Source organism: Streptomyces sp. NPDC058576 (assembly GCF_042718715.1).
Taxonomy (GTDB): Bacteria; Actinomycetota; Actinomycetes; order Streptomycetales; family Streptomycetaceae; genus Streptomyces.
Window position 1 is genome coordinate 42,651 of the sequence record NZ_JBHXPF010000024.1, and the last position, 19,209, is coordinate 61,859.

At 72.4% G+C, this 19,209-nt stretch carries 13 protein-coding genes; 9 read left to right on the forward strand and 4 right to left on the reverse strand.

Translation table 11 applies throughout. The annotated features are described in order from the left end of the window. Positions 1-10 precede the first annotated feature (10 nt). From ACFWRV_RS18645 to ACFWRV_RS18685, 9 genes are all read left to right on the forward strand, one after another. Positions 11-1,327 carry an ABC transporter substrate-binding protein gene (locus tag ACFWRV_RS18645; protein ID WP_384335790.1) on the forward strand — a complete coding sequence of 439 codons (1,317 nt, stop codon included), beginning with the start codon at positions 11-13 and terminating at the stop codon, positions 1,325-1,327. Positions 1,328-1,472: 145 nt separating this feature from the next. Continuing rightward, entirely contained in the window at positions 1,473-2,351 is an 879-nt protein-coding gene (locus ACFWRV_RS18650; RefSeq protein ID WP_384335793.1) for a carbohydrate ABC transporter permease, read from the forward strand. Continuing rightward, positions 2,348-3,277 carry a carbohydrate ABC transporter permease gene (locus ACFWRV_RS18655; protein ID WP_384335796.1) on the forward strand — a complete coding sequence of 310 codons (930 nt, stop codon included), beginning with the start codon at positions 2,348-2,350 and terminating at the stop codon, positions 3,275-3,277. Before ACFWRV_RS18650 ends, ACFWRV_RS18655 begins: the two co-directional genes overlap by 4 nt. Continuing rightward, positions 3,274-4,059 (forward strand): GntR family transcriptional regulator, encoded by a 786-nt coding sequence (locus ACFWRV_RS18660; RefSeq protein ID WP_384335799.1) that lies wholly within the window; start codon positions 3,274-3,276, stop codon positions 4,057-4,059. The genes ACFWRV_RS18655 and ACFWRV_RS18660 overlap by 4 nt, the downstream gene beginning before the upstream one ends. Beyond that, a complete protein-coding gene (locus ACFWRV_RS18665) occupies positions 4,056-5,030 on the forward strand; it encodes an ROK family protein (RefSeq protein ID WP_384335802.1) in 975 nt (324 codons plus the stop codon). The genes ACFWRV_RS18660 and ACFWRV_RS18665 overlap by 4 nt, the downstream gene beginning before the upstream one ends. A 118-nt stretch (positions 5,031-5,148) precedes the next feature. After that, positions 5,149-6,726, forward strand: a complete 1,578-nt coding sequence (locus ACFWRV_RS18670) for a DUF4127 family protein (protein WP_384335805.1) — start codon at positions 5,149-5,151, stop codon at positions 6,724-6,726. After that, positions 6,723-8,528, forward strand: a complete 1,806-nt coding sequence (locus ACFWRV_RS18675; protein WP_384335808.1) for an FAD-dependent oxidoreductase — start codon at positions 6,723-6,725, stop codon at positions 8,526-8,528. Before ACFWRV_RS18670 ends, ACFWRV_RS18675 begins: the two co-directional genes overlap by 4 nt. Continuing rightward, positions 8,521-9,429, forward strand: coding sequence for an N-acetylmannosamine-6-phosphate 2-epimerase (locus ACFWRV_RS18680; RefSeq protein WP_384335811.1), 909 nt, complete (start codon positions 8,521-8,523; stop codon positions 9,427-9,429). Before ACFWRV_RS18675 ends, ACFWRV_RS18680 begins: the two co-directional genes overlap by 8 nt. Next, positions 9,426-12,146: a glycosyl hydrolase-related protein gene (locus ACFWRV_RS18685; RefSeq protein ID WP_384335814.1), complete on the forward strand. Its 2,721-nt coding sequence runs from the start codon at positions 9,426-9,428 to the stop codon at positions 12,144-12,146. Before ACFWRV_RS18680 ends, ACFWRV_RS18685 begins: the two co-directional genes overlap by 4 nt. 263 nt (positions 12,147-12,409) lie before the next feature. Here the strand turns inward: ACFWRV_RS18685 and ACFWRV_RS18690 are convergent, their stop codons facing one another. The 4 genes from ACFWRV_RS18690 to ACFWRV_RS18705 form a co-directional block, all read right to left on the reverse strand. Beyond that, positions 12,410-14,689 (reverse strand): CBM35 domain-containing protein, encoded by a 2,280-nt coding sequence (locus tag ACFWRV_RS18690; protein ID WP_384335817.1) that lies wholly within the window; start codon positions 14,687-14,689, stop codon positions 12,410-12,412. Beyond that, positions 14,686-15,879, reverse strand: coding sequence for an RICIN domain-containing protein (locus ACFWRV_RS18695; RefSeq protein WP_384335820.1), 1,194 nt, complete (start codon positions 15,877-15,879; stop codon positions 14,686-14,688). The genes ACFWRV_RS18690 and ACFWRV_RS18695 overlap by 4 nt, the downstream gene beginning before the upstream one ends. A gap of 234 nt (positions 15,880-16,113) precedes the next feature. Then, positions 16,114-17,382 carry a hypothetical protein gene (locus ACFWRV_RS18700; RefSeq protein WP_384335823.1) on the reverse strand — a complete coding sequence of 423 codons (1,269 nt, stop codon included), beginning with the start codon at positions 17,380-17,382 and terminating at the stop codon, positions 16,114-16,116. 106 nt (positions 17,383-17,488) lie between these two features. Next, entirely contained in the window at positions 17,489-19,087 is a 1,599-nt protein-coding gene (locus ACFWRV_RS18705; RefSeq protein WP_384335826.1) for an endo-1,3-beta-xylanase, read from the reverse strand. Positions 19,088-19,209 lie beyond the last annotated feature (122 nt).

Below are 19,209 nucleotides of genomic sequence, written 5' to 3' on the forward strand. Positions count from 1 at the left end.
TAGGAGCGTCATGCCCTCCAGCAGAGGCACCCGTCTCGCATCCGTCGCCATCGCCCTCGGAGTCCTCACCACCGCCTGCGGCCTGGGCGGCTCCACGGACAGCAACTCCGGCGCCCAGCAGGCGAACGGTGCGGACGGCCCCCTCAAGGGGACCGTGTCCTTCGAGACGCTCCAGCTCAAGCCGACCTTCACGAAGTACATCGAGGGCGTCATCGCCTCGTACGAGAAGAAGCACCCGGACGTCGACGTCAAGTGGGTCGACGTCCCCTTCGCGGGGGCGCAGGAGAAGATGACGGCCAACGCGGTCGCCGGCACCCTCCCCGACGTGGTCAACCTCAACCCGCAGTTCGCCCAGGCACTTGAGGCCAAGGGCATGTTCGTCGACATGGACAGCGCGGCGAAGGACATCAAGGGCGACTACGTGCCCGGCGCGTGGGACGCCTTCACCGTCCCGGGTATGAAGGGCTCCTTCGGGATCCCCTGGTACCTCACCTCCGAGGTCACCATGTACAACAAGGGCCTCTTCGAGAAGGCCGGGCTCGACCCGGCGAAGCCGCCCGCCACCTTCGAGGAGCTTCTCGCGTCCGGAGCCGAGCTGTCCGCCAAGGGCAAGGGCGCTTCCTACGGCCTGCACCCCGCGTTGGAGAACCGCTTCATCACGGACCTCGCCAAGCAGGGGGTGCCGCTGCTCGACGAGTCGGGCAAGAAGTGGACCTTCAACACCCCCGAGGCGGCCGCCTACCTCGGCGAGCTGGCCGACGCCTACAAGAAGGGCGTCTTCCCCAAGGACTCGATCACCCAGGATCACACCAAGTCGACCGAGGCGTACCAGGCCGGCCGCATCGGCGTCCTGCCGTCGGGCCCGAACTTCCTGACCATCATCAAGGAGAACGCGCCGAAGGTCGCCGAGCAGACCGGCGTAGGACCGCAGATCACCGGGGCGTCCGGGGCGACGAACATGTCGGTCATGGGCCTGCTCGTGCCCAAGTCCAGCAAGAACCAGGCCGCCGCGATCTCCTTCGCCTCCTACATGGCCAACGCCGAGAACCAGCTCGCGTTCAGCAAGATCGTCACTGTGCTGCCGAGCGTCTCCGAGGCGCTGAAGGACCCCTACTTCACCGAAGCCGGCGACGGGTCCGCCGAGGCACAGGCACGGAAGATCTCCGCCGAGCAGATCGCCAAGGGCCAGAACCTGGTGCCCGTCCAGTACGACGAGCGCGTCACCAAGGCCGTCATCGGCAAGGTCCAGCTCGCCCTCCAGGGCAAGCTCAGCCCGCAGAAGGCGCTGGACGAGGCCGTCGACGCTGCGAACGCCATCACCGGCTGACCGAGGCGGACCGACACCGGATCGCGGGCCGGCCGACCTGGACCGACGCCCACCGATCCGCCCGACGCCGTTGAGCCCGCTCCGGCGGCAGGGCAGCAACCCCCTGCCGCCGGCCACCGCACCACCCGCACTTCGTGGAGGACCTGTGACCGGCCGACGCTGGTACGCCCCCTGGCTGTTCCTCGCCCCCGCGCTCACCGTCGCGGTGACGTTCTTCATCATCCCCTTCGGTAACACCGTCGTCCTGTCCTTCACCGACGCCAGCACGCTCGGCGGCGGGCACTTCACCGGTCTGGCCAATTACCAACGGCTGCTCGGCGACGCCGAGTTCTGGCTCTCGCTGCGCAACACCGCCCTGTACGTGGTGGTCGTGGTGCCGCTGATGGTGGTGCTGCCGCTCCTGGTGGCCGTTCTGGTGCAGCGCAGGATCGCCGGCGTCGGCTTCTTCCGCGCGGTGTTCTACTCGCCAGTCGTCGCCTCGATGGTGGTGGCGGGACTCATCTGGTCCTGGCTGCTGTCCAGCGACGGCCTGGTCAACTCACTCCTGCGCGGACTGCACCTGGTCGCCGAGCCGCTGCCGTTTCTCACCGACTCCACGCTACTGCTGTTCAGCGCCATGGCCATGACGGTGTGGAAGGGCCTGGGCTACTACATGGTGGTCTACCTCGCCGCCCTGGCCAATGTGCCGCGCTCCCTCCTGGAGGCGGCGGAGGTCGACGGAGCCGGCCCCGTACGGCGGTTCATGAGCGTCACCGTGCCGCTGCTGCGCCCGACCATGGTCCTCGTCGCGACCCTCTCCGCGATCGCCTCCGCCAAGGTCTTCGCGGAGGTCTACACCCTCAGCGACGGCAGCGCCGGCCCCGGCGGCGAGGCCCGGACCCTCGTCTACACCATCCGGGAGGCGGGGCTCGGCCTGAGCGGCGAGGCCGGATACGCCTCCGCCATGAGCCTGGCGCTGTTCCTCGGCACCCTCGGCCTGTCCGCCTTCGTCACCCGCCTCAACTCCCGGGAGCACCAGGCATGAGCGCCCCCACCACGACACCGCCGAAGGACACCGCCCGCCCGGCCGCACCGGCCCCGCGGCGCGCGCCCGCCCCGGTCACCCCGAGGCCGCGCTCGCTGCGCCTGCGGGCCGCGTCCGGCACCGGCGTCCGCTATCTGCTGCTCCTCGTGGTCCTGGTCATCACGGTCGGCCCCTTCCTCTGGCAGTTGTCCACCTCGCTCAAGGGGGCCGGCGAGAGCGTCTTCGGCTACCCGCCCCAACTGCTGCCGAGCGACCCCACCGTGGACCACTACGTCTCCGCGGCGGAGACGGTCCCGGTCTTCCGTTACGCCGTCAACTCCCTTCTGGTGGCGGTCGGCTGCGCCACCACGAACTGCCTGTTCGGATCGCTGGCCGGGTACGCCCTGGCCCGCATGGAGTTCCGGGGCCGCCGGATCGCCTTCGGGATCTTCCTCGCGACGATGATCATCCCCTTCGAGAGCATCATGGTCTCCGAGTTCCTGATGATGCGCTCGCTGCGTCTCAACGACACCCTCCTCGGCGTGATGCTGCCGCTGGCCGTCACCGGCCTGTCGATCCTCCTCTTCCGCAACGCCTTCCTCGGCCTTCCGCGGGAGATCGAGGAGGCGGCCGTCCTGGACGGCGCGGGAGAGTGGCAGCGTTACGCGCGCATCGCCCTGCCCTCCGTACGCGGCACCATCGCCGTCGTCGCCATCTTCAGCTTCGTTTTCGCCTGGGACGACTTCCTGTGGCCGCTGATCGTGCTCTCCGACCCGGCCAACTACACGCTGACCGTGGGCATCCAGTACCTGTCCGGCACGTTCACCAACGACCAGCGGGTCGTCGCCGCGGGCACCATGATTGCGGTGGTCCCGCTGCTGGTTCTCTTCTTCACCCTGCAGCGGTACTTCTTCCGAGGCGTGGGCGAAGGGGCGGTCAAGGGATGAACAGCGGTACGGAGACGAGCAACGGGACCGAGGCCGGCAGCGGCGGTCCGGACAGCGGCGCACCCGTCGAGCGTGAGCCGAAGCACGAGGCGCTGCGCACGGCCCTGACGGCTCTGATCGACGACGGTCTCGCCCCGCACGAGGCGCTGCCCAGTGAACGCGATCTCATGCAGCGCTACTCGGTCAGCCGGATGACGGTGCGGCGCGCGGTCGAGCGGCTCACCCAGGAGGGCCGGGTCTATCGCGTGCAGGGTGCGGGCACGTTCGTCGCGGACCCCGCCACCATCAGCAAGTCGCTCCACCTCACCTCGTTCTCCGAGGACATCCGCAGCCGGCGGATGGTCCCCGACAGCAGGCTGCTGCTCCTGGAGCGCACCGAAGCGGACCTCGACTGCGCCCGCGACCTCTTCCTGGCCCCCGGCTCGCCGGTGGTCCACCTGGAGCGGCTGCGCACGGCGGACGGCGAGCCGATGTGCCTGGAGAACGTCTGGCTGCCCGAGGCGCTGGTCCCCGGCCTGGTCGACCAGGGGGAACCCCACAGCCTGTACGGCTGGCTGGAGCGGGCCGGCGCGGCGCCCGAGACCGCCGACCAGACCATCCGGGCCACCGTGGTGGGCCCGCGCGAGGCGGCGCTGCTCGACGTTCCGCCGCAGTTCCCCGCCCTGCTGGTGGAACGGGTCACCCGGGACATCCGGGGCCGGGCCGTCGAGCGGGCCGTCAGCCTCTACCGCGCGGACCGCTACGACTACCGCCTCACGATCAGCCGGGAGCGCCGGAGATGACGACCCGCACGCCTCGCACGACCACCTCGCCCGGGGCCACGACGCCCGGCCCCGCGGTCCGGCTGGGGATCGACATCGGCGGCACCAAGACCGCCGCCGCGGTCTTCGACGAGCGGGACACCATCCTCGCCCGCGCCACGGCCGCCACCCCGGCCGCGGCGGGCGCGGCGGCCGTCGTCGCCGGAGTCCTGGACCTGGCCGCGCGGGTCCTGGCGGAGCCGGCTGCCGCCGGGACCGTGCTGACCGCGATCGGCGTCGGCACGGCCGGAGTCGTGGCACCGGACGGCCGTACGATCGCCGCCGCCACGGAGGCGCTGCCCGGCTGGGCCGGAACCCCGCTGGCGGCGCTCCTGGAGGACACGCTCGGCGCTCCCGCGTCGCTTCTGGGTGACGTACAGGCCTTCCTGGCCGGGGAGTTGACGGCCGGTGCCGCCCTCGGCGCACGGGGTGCCGTCGCGGTGATGGCCGGAACCGGCATCGGGGGCGCGATCGCGGTCGAGGGGGCCGTGGTGCGCGGCAGTCGCGGAGCGGCCGGGCACGTCGGTCATGTCCCGGTCGCCGCGGCCGAGGGCCACCGGTGCCCGTGCGGAGCATGGGGCCACGTGGAAGCCGTCGCCTCCGGTCCGGCCATGACCGCACTGCTCCGCCGCGAACCCGCCCACGCCGGCGTCCGCGACCTGCGCGCGGTCGCCGCCGCCGCGGCCGACGGGGACGCGTCGGCCCGCTCGGCCCTGCGACGCGGAGGCGGGGCACTGGGAGCAGCGCTGGCCGGGGTGGTGAACACCCTCGACCCGGACGTGGTGGTGCTCTCCGGAGGCGTCCTGGACGCCGGTCCGTGGTACGAGGACGCCCTGCGCGCCGAACTCGCGGCCCGGGCCCTCCCGCTGCTGCGCGGGACCCGTGTCGTACGAGCCGCCCTCGGCGCGGACGCGGTGCTCCTCGGCGCGGTGAGCCGGGCGGCCGCCGGGTGACCCGCTCCCCCGGCCGGGCCCGCCGCGCGCCGGGCCCGCACGACCTGACGTACGACCCGAGAAGAACCCGTACGACCCGACAGACACTCCGTACGACCTGAAAGATGAGGGAACAACCGTGAGCGCCGCCCCCGCGCGCCTGCCCCTGCGCATCGCCCTGCTGCCGCTCGACGAGAGGCCCGCCTGCTCCCGGCTGCCCGACCAGATCGCCGCCGTGGCCGGGGCCGGGACACTGCTGCCGCCCGACGAGCTCATGCCGCGGCTGCGCGAGCCGGGCGACGCCGACGCGCTCGGCACCTGGCTGGCGGGCGCGGCGCGGGACGCCGACGCCGCCGTGGTCAGCCTGGAGACGCTGGGCCACGGCGGTCTCATCGCGTCGCGCACCCAGCCGTCCCCGGTCGCGGAGGTCGCCGCCCGCTGGCAGGTCCTGGCCCGGATCGCCGCTTCGGGCACTCCCGTGCACGCCGTCACCCTCATCACCCGCACCCCCGACTCCGACGACGCGATGGAGGAGCCGGAGTACTGGGACCCCCACGGCCCCGCGCTCCACCACCTCTCCGCCGAGTTGCACCACGGCGAACAGCCGCGGGCGCGACGCGCGGAGCACCTGGCGGCCGCCCGCGAGGCCGTGCCCCCGGCCGTCCGCTCCGACTTCCTCCGTCGGCGGGTGCGCAACCACGCCCTCAACCTCACCGCACTGGAACTCGCGGCCTCCGGCGTCCTGGACAGCCTGGTCGTCGGCGCCGACGACACCGCCCCCCGGGCCGTCTCCACCGCCGAACTCCAGCAGCTCCAGCTCTGGCGCACCCGCCTCGAAGTCGAGGACCGGGTGTCCGTGCGCCCCGGCGCCGACGAGGCCACCGCCACGCTGGTGGCCCGCACGCTGCTGGGCCTGCTGGGCAGCGGGCCCGTCACCGTGCGGATCGAAGCCGTCGACCCGGACGGCCTCGCCCGAACCGCCCCGTACGAGAACATCCCCGTCGGCCGGACCGCCGCCGGTCAGATCATGGCGTGCGGGGCCACCGTCCACGAGGGCCCCGACCCCGACCTGTACCTGCTGGTGCACACCCCGGACGGGGACGGCGACTGGGCGGTCGGCCCGCTCACCCATCGCTCCGAAAGGGCCGCGCGCACCGCCGGGTCACTGGCCGACCGCGCGGCGGCGCTCCTGCGCGCCGGGCGGGCCGTCGCGGTCGCCGACTGCGCGCAGCCCAACGGGGCCGACCCGCTCCTGGCGGACGCCCTGCTCGGCACCGGCCTGGCCCACCTGCTGACGTCCTACGCCGGCTGGAACACCGCCGGGAACACCCTCGGCACCGCCGTCGCCCACGCGGTAACCGCTGTCGCCGCGCGCCGGGCGGACCGCCTCGACGAGAGCGCCCATCTCGACCTGCTCGCCCACCGGTTCATCGAGGACCTCGGGTACATGACGCGCGTTCGCGCCGAGATCCGCGCCGAGCTCGGCAGCGTCCCCGGGCGGCACGACCACGTGCCTGACGGCCACCCGCTCCTGGACCGGCTCGCCGCCGGCCTGACGCGGTGCGCCGAGGAACTGCCCGGCTTCCACGCCCGGATCACCCCCGGTTCGGTGCGCCTGCCGTGGCGGCGCACCTTCGAGGCGGACTTCGACGTCAGCACCGGACCCGCCCCGGCGGACGCCGCCCCTCCCCACCCGACCGCCGAGGAGACCCGGTGACCCATCCCGCCCCCGCCGCCCGCGCGCTCCACACCGACGTCGCCGTCGTCGGATCCGGCCTCGGCGCCGTCGCCGCGGCCCTCGCCGCCGCCCGCTCCGGCCGCCGTGTCGTCCTCGCGGCCCGCCACCGCCGCCTCGGCGGCCAGGCAACCACCCAGCTCGTCCCCGCCCTCGACGAGCACCCCCACGTCGAGACCGGCGGCGTCTCCGCCTCCTATCGCGCATTCCGCGACCTGGTGCGCGCCCACTACGACGGCGTGGCCAACCCCGGCGGCGGCTGGGTCAGCAGACTGTGCTTCGAACCGGCCGCCGCCGAGCACGCCCTGCGCACACTCCTCGCACCGCACGTCGCGTCCGGCCGTCTGACGATCCTCACCGGCCTCACCCCGCGCTCGGCACGGCGCGAGGGCGCGCGGCTGACCTCCGTGCGCTTCAGCGCCGACGACGAAGCGCACGCCACGGAGCTGTTCGCGGAGGTGTTCTGCGACGCCACCGAGGCCGGCGACCTGCTTCCCCTGACCGGCACCCCGTGGGTGGCCGGCTCCGAGGGCCGCGACGCTCACGGCGAATCGCTGGCCCTGCCCGGCGGCCCGCACCCCGGCGCGGTGCAGTCCTGCACCGTCGGCTTCGTCGTCGAGCACACCCCGGGGGCATCCCCGCGGGCAGAGCCCGCACCTCACGGGTACGAGCGGTGGCGTGAGCGCCAGCCGTTCACCCTGGAGATCGCCGGCTGGGACGACCGCACCCACCGCTACCGGATGTTCGAGGACGGGCCCGACGGCCACCCGCCGTTCTGGACCTACCGGCGGCTGCGCGACGGCGCGGCTCTGGGCGGCCCGGACGCGGCCCTCATCAACTGGGCCGGCAACGACTACGCCGACCGCTCCTCCATCGACCACCCCGAAGCGGCCTACGCGGAGGCCAAGCGCCTCTCCGCCGCCTTCCTGCACTGGCTGCGCACCGAGTGCCCCCGCGACGACGGCGGCCACGGCTACCCCGGCCTGACCCTCGCGCCCGGCATTGCGGGCACTCCCGACGGCTACGCGGAGGAGCCCTACCTCCGGGAGTCACGCCGGCTGCGGACCGCGGCCCCTGTCCGCCAACAGGACCTGGAACCGGTCCCCGGCCAGGCGCGCGCCGACAACCGCACCGACTCCGGCGGCCTCGCGCTGTACCACATGGACCTCCACAGCAGGGTCGGTCACCCCGCCAGTGCCTACGCACCGACAGCGCCCTTCCAGGTGCCGCTCTCGTCGCTGGTCGCCGCCGAACCCGACAACCTCCTGGCCGCCGCGAAGAACCTGGCGGCCACCCAGGTCGCCGCCTCCGCCTACCGCGTGCACCACGGCGAATGGGCCGTGGGCGAGGCGGCCGGCGCGCTGGCCGCCCAGTCCTGTCTGCGCTCCCTCACCCCGGCCCGGGTCGTGGACGATCGCCGAGAACTCACCCTGCTCCAGACCCGGTTGGCCTCCGATGGTGTTCCGCTCGCCTGGACCCTCGACGTCACGCCCGGCGATCCGGGATTCGTGGCGGTACAGCTGCTCGCCGCGGCCGGGGCACTCACCGGGCGCAGGAACGCCGAACTGGAGGTCCGGCCCCAGGACCCGGCGGACGAGGCGGAACGGGACGCGCTGCACAGCGCCGCCGTCCGCCTGCTCGGCGACCCGGACGGCACCGTGCTCCCCGACCCCGACCCGGCGGATCCGGCGCCCGGCTGGGGCGACCTGGCCGTCCGCCTGGTCGGCCGGGTCCAGGACGCGCTTCATCCGCTCGACCCCGTCACTCCCCCGTCGCGTGCCTGACACCGCGAGCGGGACGACGACCGGGACCGCCGCCGGACCCGCGACCACCGATACCACCGAAAGGGACCTGGTGCCCCCCACCCGTACCTCCCGCGCCCCCCGCCCCGCCGGGGCCGCCGCAGCTCTGCGCGGCCTGGCCGGATCGCTGATCGTCTCCTGCCAGGCACTGCCCGGCGAGCCCCTGCACGGTGCGGACATCATGGCCCGGATGGCCCGGGCCGCGGTGGCCGGCGGGGCGGCCGCCGTCCGGATCAACGGCCCCGACGACATCGCCGCCGTGCGGCAGGCCGTCACCGTGCCGTTGATCGGGCTCTGGAAGGACGGCGACGAGGGCGTCTACATCACCCCGACGCTCGGCCACGCCCAGCGCGTCGCGGACGCGGGTGCGGACCTCGTGGCGCTCGACGCCACCGGGCGGCCCCGCCGGGACGGTCTGAGCCTGGCGACCACGATCGAGGCGCTGCACCGGCTCGGGATCGGCGTGCTCGCCGACGTCTCGACGCACGAGGAGGGTCTGGCCGCCGCGGCGGCCGGCGCCGATGCCGTCGCCACCACCCTCTCCGGGTACACCGCGGGCAGCACCCAGCCCGACGGCCCCGACTTCGCGCTCGTCGCCTCGCTCGCCGCCGCTCTCGACGTACCGCTCATCGCGGAGGGCCGTATCGCCACCCCGGCGGAAGCCGCCCGCGCCTTGGCGCTCGGCGCGCACGCCGTGGTGGTCGGCGGGGCGATCACGCGCCCGACGGCCATCACCGAACGCTTCGCCGCCGCGCTGCCTCGCGTGGCAGGCCCTCGGGCGACGGCCGCACCGGAACCGTCAGCCGGGTCCGGTCCCACCGCGCCCACACCATCCGTACCGTCCCCGGTCACCCGCCGGACCGCAGAGGAGCCCACCGTATGAGCACCGCGACCTCCGGCACTCCCGCACCCACGAACGCCCCGGAAGCCCCCGCGCCGAGGCCCGCCTCGTCGCCCGCGTGTCACGTCGTCACCCACGTCCACTGGGACCGCGAGTGGTACCGCCCCTTCGAAGCCTTCCGCGCCCGTCTCGTCGAGCTCGCGAGCCGTGTCTGCGCCGAGCTCGACGACGGCCGGATGACGTCCTTCCACCTCGACGGTCAGACGATCGTCCTCGCCGACGTCGAAGCTCTCCGCCCCGACCTGGCCGAGCGGCTGCGCGACCACGCGCGCGCCGGACGGCTGACCCTCGGCCCCTGGCACGTACTGGCCGACAACCAACTCGTGTCGGGCGAGAGCCTGATCCGCAACCTGCTGACGGCCCGGCGCTGGGCCCCCGGTGCCGGCACCCTGGCAGGCGTCGGCTACTCCCCGGACGCCTTCGGGCACCCCGCCGATCTGCCCCGGCTGCTGCGCGGTTTCGGCATGGACACCGCCCTGGTCTGGCGCGGTGCCCCTGACGGCGTCGCGCGCTTCCGCTGGCGTTCCCCCGACGGCTCCGAGGTCTTCGCCGTCAACCAGGGCTATCACGGAGCGGAGGTCCTCTGGGCCGACGGCCCCGCCACCTCGACCGCGGCCGAGCGCCTCAAGGACTTCCTCGCCGCCGAGCACGCCCGTCTGCCCGAGGGCCCGTGGCTGCTGATGAACGGGGGCGACCACCTCGCACCCACCGGACCGAGGGAACGCATCCGCGCGGCGGCGGACGGGGCGGCGGCCACCGGCGCCGCGCTTCGGGAGAGCACCCTGGAGGAATTCTTCGGCGTGGCTCGCGCGGCGGCGGACGCCCGCGCGGCACACGGTGAGCCCCTGCCGGTCGTCGAGGGCGAACTCCGCGAACCCGCGGGGTACCTGACGTTCATCCTCCCCGGCACCCTCTCCGCCCGCACCTACCTCAAGCAGGCCAACGCCTCGGCCCAGAACCTCCTGGAGCGCTGGGCCGAGCCCGCACTCGCCCTCCACGCCCCGCACGATCCCACCCTGCGCGCCGACCTCGACCACGCCTGGGAACTGCTCCTACGCAACGCCCCGCACGACTCCCTGTGCGGATGCAGCGTGGACGAGGTGCACCGCGAGAACGCGGTCCGCTTCGAGCGAGTCCACCAACTCGGCGAACATGTCGTCAGCCGAGCGCTCCTCGCCGGCGGACTCGACGTCCGCGTCTACGGCGACCCGGCCCGCGACCACACCGACCTCGCCGTCCTCAATCCCCACCCGGACGACGCCGCCGGTCCCGTCACGGCCGAGATCCTCACCGCACCCGGCCGCCACCCGGTCGCGATCACGGCCCCGGACGGCACACCCGTCCCCTTCGAGACCGAGACGCTCGGCACCGAGACCGCCTTCGAGGCCGACCTCGACCTCCTGCCCGACTCACGTCCGGCCCTGCGCCACCGCCTGTTCCTGAACGCCCCCACCGTGCCCGGCCTCGGCCGGACCGTCCTGCGCGTGCGGCTCGGCGACACCCCGGCCCACGACACCACGGCCCGTACCGAGGACGGCGCGGCCACGATCCCCGCGCCCGGCGGCGGCCACCTCAGCGCGGCCGACGACGCCTCACTGACCCTGACCCGCGGCGACGGCACCGTCCTGCCGGGCCTGGGCCTGCTCACCGACGGCGGCGACAGCGGCGACACCTACAACTACGACGCGCCACTGACCGACACCGTGATCATCCCCCGGCTGATCGCCTCCCGCAGCCGAACGTCGGCGGTGCGCACCATCCTGGAACTCGACGCCGTACTCGACCTGCCGGTCGAGATCACTCCCGACCGCAAGAGCCGCGGCGAGCGGATCAGGGCGGTCCCGGTCCGCATCGAGGTCGCCCACTGGCACGGTGACTCACTGCTGCGCTGGCACATCGCCCTCGACAACACCGCTCGCGACCACCGGCTGCGCTTCCACGCCCCCACCGCCCGCGGTGCGGCCACCTGGACCGGCGACGGACAGTGGAGCCTGATCGAGCGCCCCGTACGCCCCGACCTCGGTCCGCTGCCCACCGAGCGCGGCCACGAGGCCGTCTGCGGCTCCGCCCCCGTCCAGGGCATCGGCGCGGTCGGGCGCGGAGAGGACCGTACGGCGATCATCGCGCCCGGGCTGCCCGAGATGCGCGCGCTCGCCGGCCCGGAGACGGCGACCGGCGCCGACCAGGAGATCGTGCTGACCCTGCTGCGGTCCGTCGGCTGGCTCTCCCGCTTCGACCTGCGCAGCCGCACCACCGGCGCCGGTCCGATGCTCGAAACCCCGGAGGCGCAGTGCCAGGGTCCGCAGACCTTCGATCTCGCGCTCGCACTCGGCGAGCCCGTCGCGACCGACACCGGACTCTCCCGCCGGGCGGCGGCCTTCCGCACACCCCTGCGCGCCTTCCAGCTCCGGCCGGGGACCACGGCCCGACCGGCACCCGGCACGATACGCGTCGACGGCGCACTCCTGGCGGCGCTCAAACCCGCCGAGGACGGCGACGGCCTGATCCTCCGCGTGGCCAACCCGACGTCCGAAGCGTGCGAGGCCCGGGTGCACGCGCCCGCCGGTACTGTCCTCACCCCCGTCCGGCTGGACGAGGAACCCACCGGGCAGGAGGCGGTGCGGCAGGGCACGACGAAAAGCACCTGGTCCCTCACTCCCTTCGCGACGCTGACGCTGCGGGTCCGTGGGCGGGCCTGAGGCAGGGGGCCCGGCACGACCGGGTGCTACGACACTTCCCTGCCCGAGCGGGCCGCGGAGAGTTGTGGGAACGACCCTCGTCCCTGACGGTGGAACGATGACGGGTGAGCTCGGGCGAGGGTCGATGACGTGAGCGAGCCGGCCGGGAGACACTGCGCGATGGACTCGGTGACCGTCCGTCCTCCGTCGCGACCTCGGACGAGGCCGCCACGGAGGATGCCCGCGTCGTGTGCGTGCGCATCAACCCGCCTCCCCCAGGCACGTCACTCAGCAGTCACCGCCGTGTCGGGGCGCAGGCTCAGCCAGTCGACTTCGGCGTAGCCCTGCCCCTTCGTGAGCCGGACCCGGTTGACGCCCTCGCGCAGCGTGACGCGGACCGTCGCCGTCCCCACCACGGCGTCCTGTCGCGGCCCGCTCAGCCAGGCGCCGGTGGAGGGGTAGGTGATGGTCCCGGTGGCCGTGCCGTTGACACTGACCCCGTGATCGGCGCTTCCCGCGATCCCGTTGGCGTATCCGACGTCGACCAGGTACGCGCCGGCGCGCGGCGCGTCCACGGCGAACTCCACCGAGCTCGTCGGCTTGTCGATGCCGCCCACGTAGTCGGGGAACTCGTTCCACTGGTAGTGCCGAATGCCCGCGTCACTGATCTCGGCCAGCTCAGCTTCGTAGCGATGAGTGTCCGGCCGCACGTCGATGTAGTCCAGCTCCGCGTGGCCGGCTCCCCTGGCGAGGGTGATGGTGTTCGCCCCCGCCGCCAGCACCACGCGCTTCACCGCCGTACCCATCGTCGTGTTCGCCCAGCCGCCGGTGGGCGGGTAGGTCACCGAACCCTGTGCCCCACTACCCACCCGGACGCCGTGACTCGCCCCGGCCGCGGTGCCGTTGGCGTACCGCACCGTCATCAGGTGGATACCTGCCCGCTCCGCCCGGACCGTGAAGGCGACCGAGCTGTCCGCCCGGTCGATGCCGCCGATGTAGCCGCGCCCGGAGGCGAGTGCCGTGTCGCTGCCCGTGTGCGGGACGGTGCCGGACTGCCGGCCGTCCTCCGCCTCGTACTTGCTGGGATACGCGGCGGGCGGGGCGGCCGGCTGGACGGTGATGCGGTAGCCGTTGAGCCGTTCCATCTGCCGGATCGGTACGGTCAGGTTCCCGCCCTGGTCGAGGCCGAGGACCTTGTCGTAGACGTTGTACGCCCCGGTCTGCGGGTCGCCCGCCCGGTCGGCCCGGCGGTCGGTGGCCAGGGGATCGGTGGACCAGTGGGTGTACTCGACCCTGACCCGGACCTGTGGGCCCAGGCCACGGGCCGCCAGCCCCAGCAGCCGGACGTCGATGTCGCCGTCGTCCCCTCCTGCCAGCACGGTGACCGTGCGCGCTGCGGGGTCCCAGGAGGCCACCCCGTCCGAAGCCTGGTAGTGGCGGGTGTCCCAGCGGCTGACGAAGAGCTGGTTGCCGCGCATCTCCTTGAACCAATTCATGAAATGCCAGCCGCCGTTGGGCTTCAGCCCCTCGGAGGTGCGGCGCAGCGTGTTCCCGAGCAGCCCGGGGTTGGTGTAGATGCCCATCGCCGCCGAGTCGACCCCGTAGCGGGCGAACTCCGCCCAGTGTTTGATCATGGTCCCGGGCACGCCCTCGAACTCGCCGTTGCCCGGCCCGTACTCCTCGATCATCACGGGACGCGGGGAAATACCGAGCTCCTGCTCCAGCGGCCGGTAGTAGCGGGTCAGCGTCTCGGGTACGTCACCGGGGCTCGGCCCGAGACTGTGCCATCCGATGATGTCGGGCAGAGTGCCTGTGTTCTTGGCGTTGACCAGGAAGTCGCGCATCCGAGGCTGCCGGTCCGGGGCTTCCCAGGGGTTGTAGTGCTCGTAGTTGGGCCCCATGATCCGCACATCGCGGTCGATGGTGCGGATCCGCCGGACGGTCTCCGTCCACAGCCAGTTGACCTTGGCGTCGTAGGTGGCCCCCTGGACGCGCGGATCCGTCATGAACGGGCTGTCGGCGTGCGGTCCGAGCTTGTTGTCGGGCTCGTTCAGCGGGGCCACAGAATCCAGAACGTCCTTGTACTTCTGGATGGACCGCGTCGCGCTGTCGACCTTGCGCATCCAGTCGTCGTACCCCTTCCAGACGTACGGCCAACCGCCCATCAGGTCGTTGTACCGGCCGACCATCTTCACGCCGGTGCCCCGCAGCTTCGCCGCCACGGACTCGGTGGAGCTCGGATAGGAGACGTCGCCGTCCATGCTCTGGTGCTGGGAGAGCAGGAGTTGCGAACCGGCGGCGAGCGCGGCAGGGGTCGCGGGAGTCGTCGTCACGCCGAACAGGGTGCCCAGACCCGCCTTCTTCAGCGGCCCCGACGGGCGGCCGGTGTCCACGGTGATGACTTCCGGCGCGGCGGCGGCAGTGTGTGCGGCCTTGCGGTCTCCCGCGTCCCCGGCCTGTCCGGTCCCGGCCAGGACCGTGGCGAGCAGCCCGCCCGCCAGGATGGCTGCCAGGGCGGGGCGGGCCGCCATGACACGGCCCGCCCCGTGCGATGCCCGGCTCACCGGATGTTCCACTTCATGTTCTCGCCGCCCCAGCAGTCCCAGATCTGGGTGCGGGTGTCGTTCGCGGTCCCCTGGCCCGCCACTTCCAGGCAGCGGCCGGAGTTGGGGTTGCGGATGGTGCCGTCGGCGTTGACGGTCCATTTCTGGTTGGCGCCGCCCCAGCAGTCCCAGAGGTTGACATGGGCGCCGTTGCCCCTGGCGTTCACGCCGCCGCCGACTTCCAGGCATTTGCCGAACGCCCGAATGGTGCCGTCGGAGCCGATGGTCCACTGCTGCGGCGGTCCGCCCCAGCAGTCGTAGATGATGACCGGGGTGCCGTTGGCGGTGTTGCCGTCCGTCACGTCGAGGCAGCGGTTGCTCTGCCTGCCGACGATGCTCTTCGCTCCCCCGCCGCCCCCTGGCCCGTTGATCGTGAAGGAAAAGTCGTCGACGGCCAGGCCCGCGCCACCGATCCACGGCTCGAAGCCTGCCTGCACGCTGGTCAGGTACCACGACCGCTGGATCTGGCCGCGGGCGACGGCATCGTCGGTGAAGGAGCGGACCGCGAAGTCCAGGGTGCCGGTGCCGGCGGTGCGGACGTAACTGATCACGTTCCAGCCGATGTTACCGACCCATACGTCCCAGCTCGCGCCCTCGATGGTGGTCGTGGCCACCTTGGAGCCGATGGGCTGCGGGCGGCCCCGGTGGTCGAGCCAGATCATCAGCTCGGCACCGGTGTTCTGACCGTCGCTGCGCGGCGTCGGGTCGAACCACAGGTCATAAGCGGCGTTCCATTCACCTGAGTCGGGGCGCGTCATGGCGACCGAACTGCGAACGTTGCCGAAGTCCTGTACGCGGAGAGGAAGCCCGCTGCCGGGAGTGCAGCTGCCGTAGTGGCAGCCCGCATAGACCGACGGGTACCCGGCAGGCACGCTGTTCGTGGGGTTGTCGTGGTCCGCCGCGGTGATGGCGAACCCGCCAGCCCGCACATCGATGCACTGACGGGTCGAGGCACCCCAGCGGTTGTTCTGGACGACGTACTTGCCGCCCTGGATCGCCGTCGAGGCGTACTGGTCGCAGAGGACGGGGGCCGCGGCGGCCGGCGGAGCCGAGGTCAGCACGGCGCCGAGCATCGAGGCCAGCAGCGCGATCACGGCTGCCCACAGCCGGAGAAGGCCGGCTCTCCGGCTCGGACTGGCGGTTCGGGACATGGGTGTTCGCCTCTCTGCGGGGATCTGAAGGCAGATGGGGAGTTGAGAGGTGGGGAGTGCGGGAGCGCTCCCACGGCATCGAAAGTGGCACAGCCCCTCGCAGCGCGGAAGGTGCTGCGCGGTACGAGCGGGATCCCGAGCGAACTACCGGGAATGCGGGTGACGGTTTTCGGACAGTGAGGTTCCCCGGGACGAGCTCGTCCCGGGGAACCGGGACCCCGTCGCCGTGCGCGGTCAGCGGCAGCGTGCGGTGAAGGCGTTGTCGGCCAGGCCCCGGCAGAACGACGCCTTGGCGGCCGTGTAGCGGGACAGCCTGCCGTCGACGAACCAGGTGGTGTCGGGGGCGAAGTCGAAGCTGCCGTCGTCGATGCCGTCCCAGCCGTACCGGAAGTCCAGGTTGATGTAGGCGACGGACTTGATCACGCCCCGCAGGTCGTGCTCGCCCGGCAGGTTGGGGATGGGGCCCCGGTAGTTCATCAGGGAGAACAACCGTTTCACCCACAGATCGCCGCGCTGCTGTTCCAGTCCGTCCGTGGAGCCGTTGTCGGCGGTGAAGTTCATCATGCCCGCCTCGGAGAGCACGACCGGCTTGCGGTGGTCCTTGGCGAACTTCACCAGCTTCAGCACGTTCGCGTCATGGTCGAAGTTGCGCCAGATCGCGGCCGGGTTGCCGTGGGAGTCGGTACCGATGTACGCGTTGCGGCACTGGCTCGCCCCGACGTCGTAGTTCTGCGGCGGAGTTCCGTTGTAGAGGTAGCCCCGGTCGTGGATCGGCAGGCACAGTTCGTGGGCGAAGACGGAGACGCCCATCCAGTCCACGGCGCCGTCACCCGGGTACATCGACTCGAACTCGCCGCGCACGGGGTGGAAGACGAACTGGAGGTTGCGCGGCGTCGAGCGGCCGTCGAGATGGCCGGCGAGGCGGTTGAACGCCTGTTTGTACGAGGAGCAGCTCGCGTCGGTGCAGTGGTAGAAGCTGCTCACCTCGTAGTCCAGACGCAGCTTGAAGGTGGCCCTGGGATAGGCGTTCGCGAACGCCACCAGCCGCTCCAGCGAGGCGGTGTGCCCGCCGGCCGCGATCTCGGCGGTGACCGCACGGGACCGGGCGGCCTTCACCGTCTCGTCGCCTCCGTCGAAGCCGGGCGGGTTGTCCTTCCAGCTGATGCCCACCTGCACGGTCCCGCCCTGCGCGGCCACGTGCTCGGCGAACGAGCGGTGCGCCGGGTTCACCCAGTCACCCTTGCGGAGCTCGTAGTAGACCGAGCCGCCGTCGGCACCGCCGGCGAAGGTGGTGAAGTCGTCCAGGGCGCTCCTGGTGGACTGGCCGATCAGCAGCTCGGGAGCGGCGGCCTCGGCGTTGGCGCCGCCCGGAGCCTCGGCCTCGGCGGCAGCCGGGGCGGGGGTCATCAGCAGCAGCCCGGCGGCCAGAGCTGTTGTCAGGGAACGGACAGCGGCGCGTACGCGGTGACTGCGCGGCCGGGGGCGGGATCGGTCGGTGGACACGTTGCCTCCTTGGGGAGGGTACGAGGGAAGGGGGCAGCCGGGCAGCCGGGCAGCCGTAGATGCGGAACGTGGCCTCACGGCGGCCCGGCGCGGTGCGGCGCACAGGTCAGCGGGTGACCCAGGTGTAGGTGGGAGTGGTCGTCTGGTGGGTCCTGTCGGTGGGCTGGTAGTTGAAGGCGTAGGTGAGGGTGGCCCCGGCCGGGACGGTCACCGGGAGCTCCCAACGCGCGTCACCGTCGTCGTGGGAGAGGAAGTGGTTCTGTGGGGAACCGCCGTTGATGCGGTACTGCACCGTGACGAAGGTGGCCGTGAAGCCCTTCGGCTTGAACCAGACCGTGGCGGCGGGACTGCCGGTCACCCCTTGCGTGAAGTCGGCGGGTGCGGGCTCAGTCGGCGTGGGTGTCGGGGTCGGGGTCGGGCTGGGTGTCGGTGCCGGACCGCCGGCCCCGTTCGTCCACATCGGCTTCTTGATCTCGGCGAGGAAGTTGCTCAGGACCGTCGGGTCGGCCTGGACCCGGGAGTCGCCCCAGTTGCCGTTCGCGCAGCCGGGGCCCCCCGCCTGGGCGCCGGGCTGACACTGCCACTGGGTCTGGGCGTCCCAGTTCGTGTTGATGTAGGCGGCCGAGCGGATGACGTCCTTGTTGCGGTCGACCCACTCGAAGTAGCCGGCGTGCCAGCCGTCCCAGATGGCCTGGCCGCTTGAGCCCGCGGGATTGTTGCGGAAGATGCAGCTCTTCGTCTTCGCACCGGTGCGGGACCCCTGCGGTGCCGCTTCGGAGACCATGACCGGCTTGCCGTGGGCGCGGGCGAAGTCGAGCACCCGGTTCTGCAGGCCCACCGGGTCGGTGTCGTACGAACCGCAGCCCCACTGGGACTGCACGGAGCGGGAGTTGTAGAAGGAGGAGGTGCCGACCCAGTCCACGTAGCTGTCCCCGGGGTACCACGTGTCGAAGTGCCTGGGATCGGTGACGACGTAGTTGTATTCGGGGCGGTCCGGGTTGGTGTTGACCGGCCACGCGGCGCTCTGCCAGACGGTGGCGACACGTGTCGCTCCGAGGGCGTCGATGCGGCCCTTGATGTACCGGAACGCCTCCTTGTAGAAGTCGGCGTTGTAGCAGTTCCAGGGGCCGTCGAACTCGTAGCCGATGCGCAGCAGGACGTCGCGGTCGTAGCCCTTGAGCCGGCCGATCATCTCGTCGACCTTGGCCCGGTACTGCGCGATGAGGTTCGGGCTGCCGGCGGTGACGTCGGAGTCGTTGCGGCCGATGATCGCCCGCAGTGGCTGGTTGCCGCAGCCGCTGGTCGCGTCGGAGAGGTACAGGCCGACGGCGAGTGTGGAGTTCGGGTACTCGCGCAGCGTGCGCCCGAAATCGACGGTGCCCGCACCCCAGTTCGCCGGGCCGGTCATGCCGGCCAGAGGTGCGGGTGTGCCGCCGAGGACGAGGTTGGTGTACAACGTGACGCCACCGGGCGCCGGCGCGTCCAGCGACGATTTGTTCAGCACGTCGGAGCGGTAGTCCGACAGCGTGTCGGAGTCCTGCCCCATGACGAACATGACCTTCCCGTCGGCCGGTACGCCCCGCGCGGCAGGCACAGCGGCCCCGGCGGCGGAGTTGGGTGCGGCGAGGGCGACGAGGGCCCCGAGGGCCACGGCCCCCGCCGCGAAAGCTCTGTGCAGTGGTCGTTGGTGCCAGCGGACGGTCATGGCGGCTCCGGATTCGTCTACGGCGTTGGCTGTGGCTCCACGCGGTCTGGGTGAGCGCTCGAATGATGGGGGCGAAGGGCGACGAGGACAATCGTGCGCGAAAGTTTCGTAGCACTGTGCAG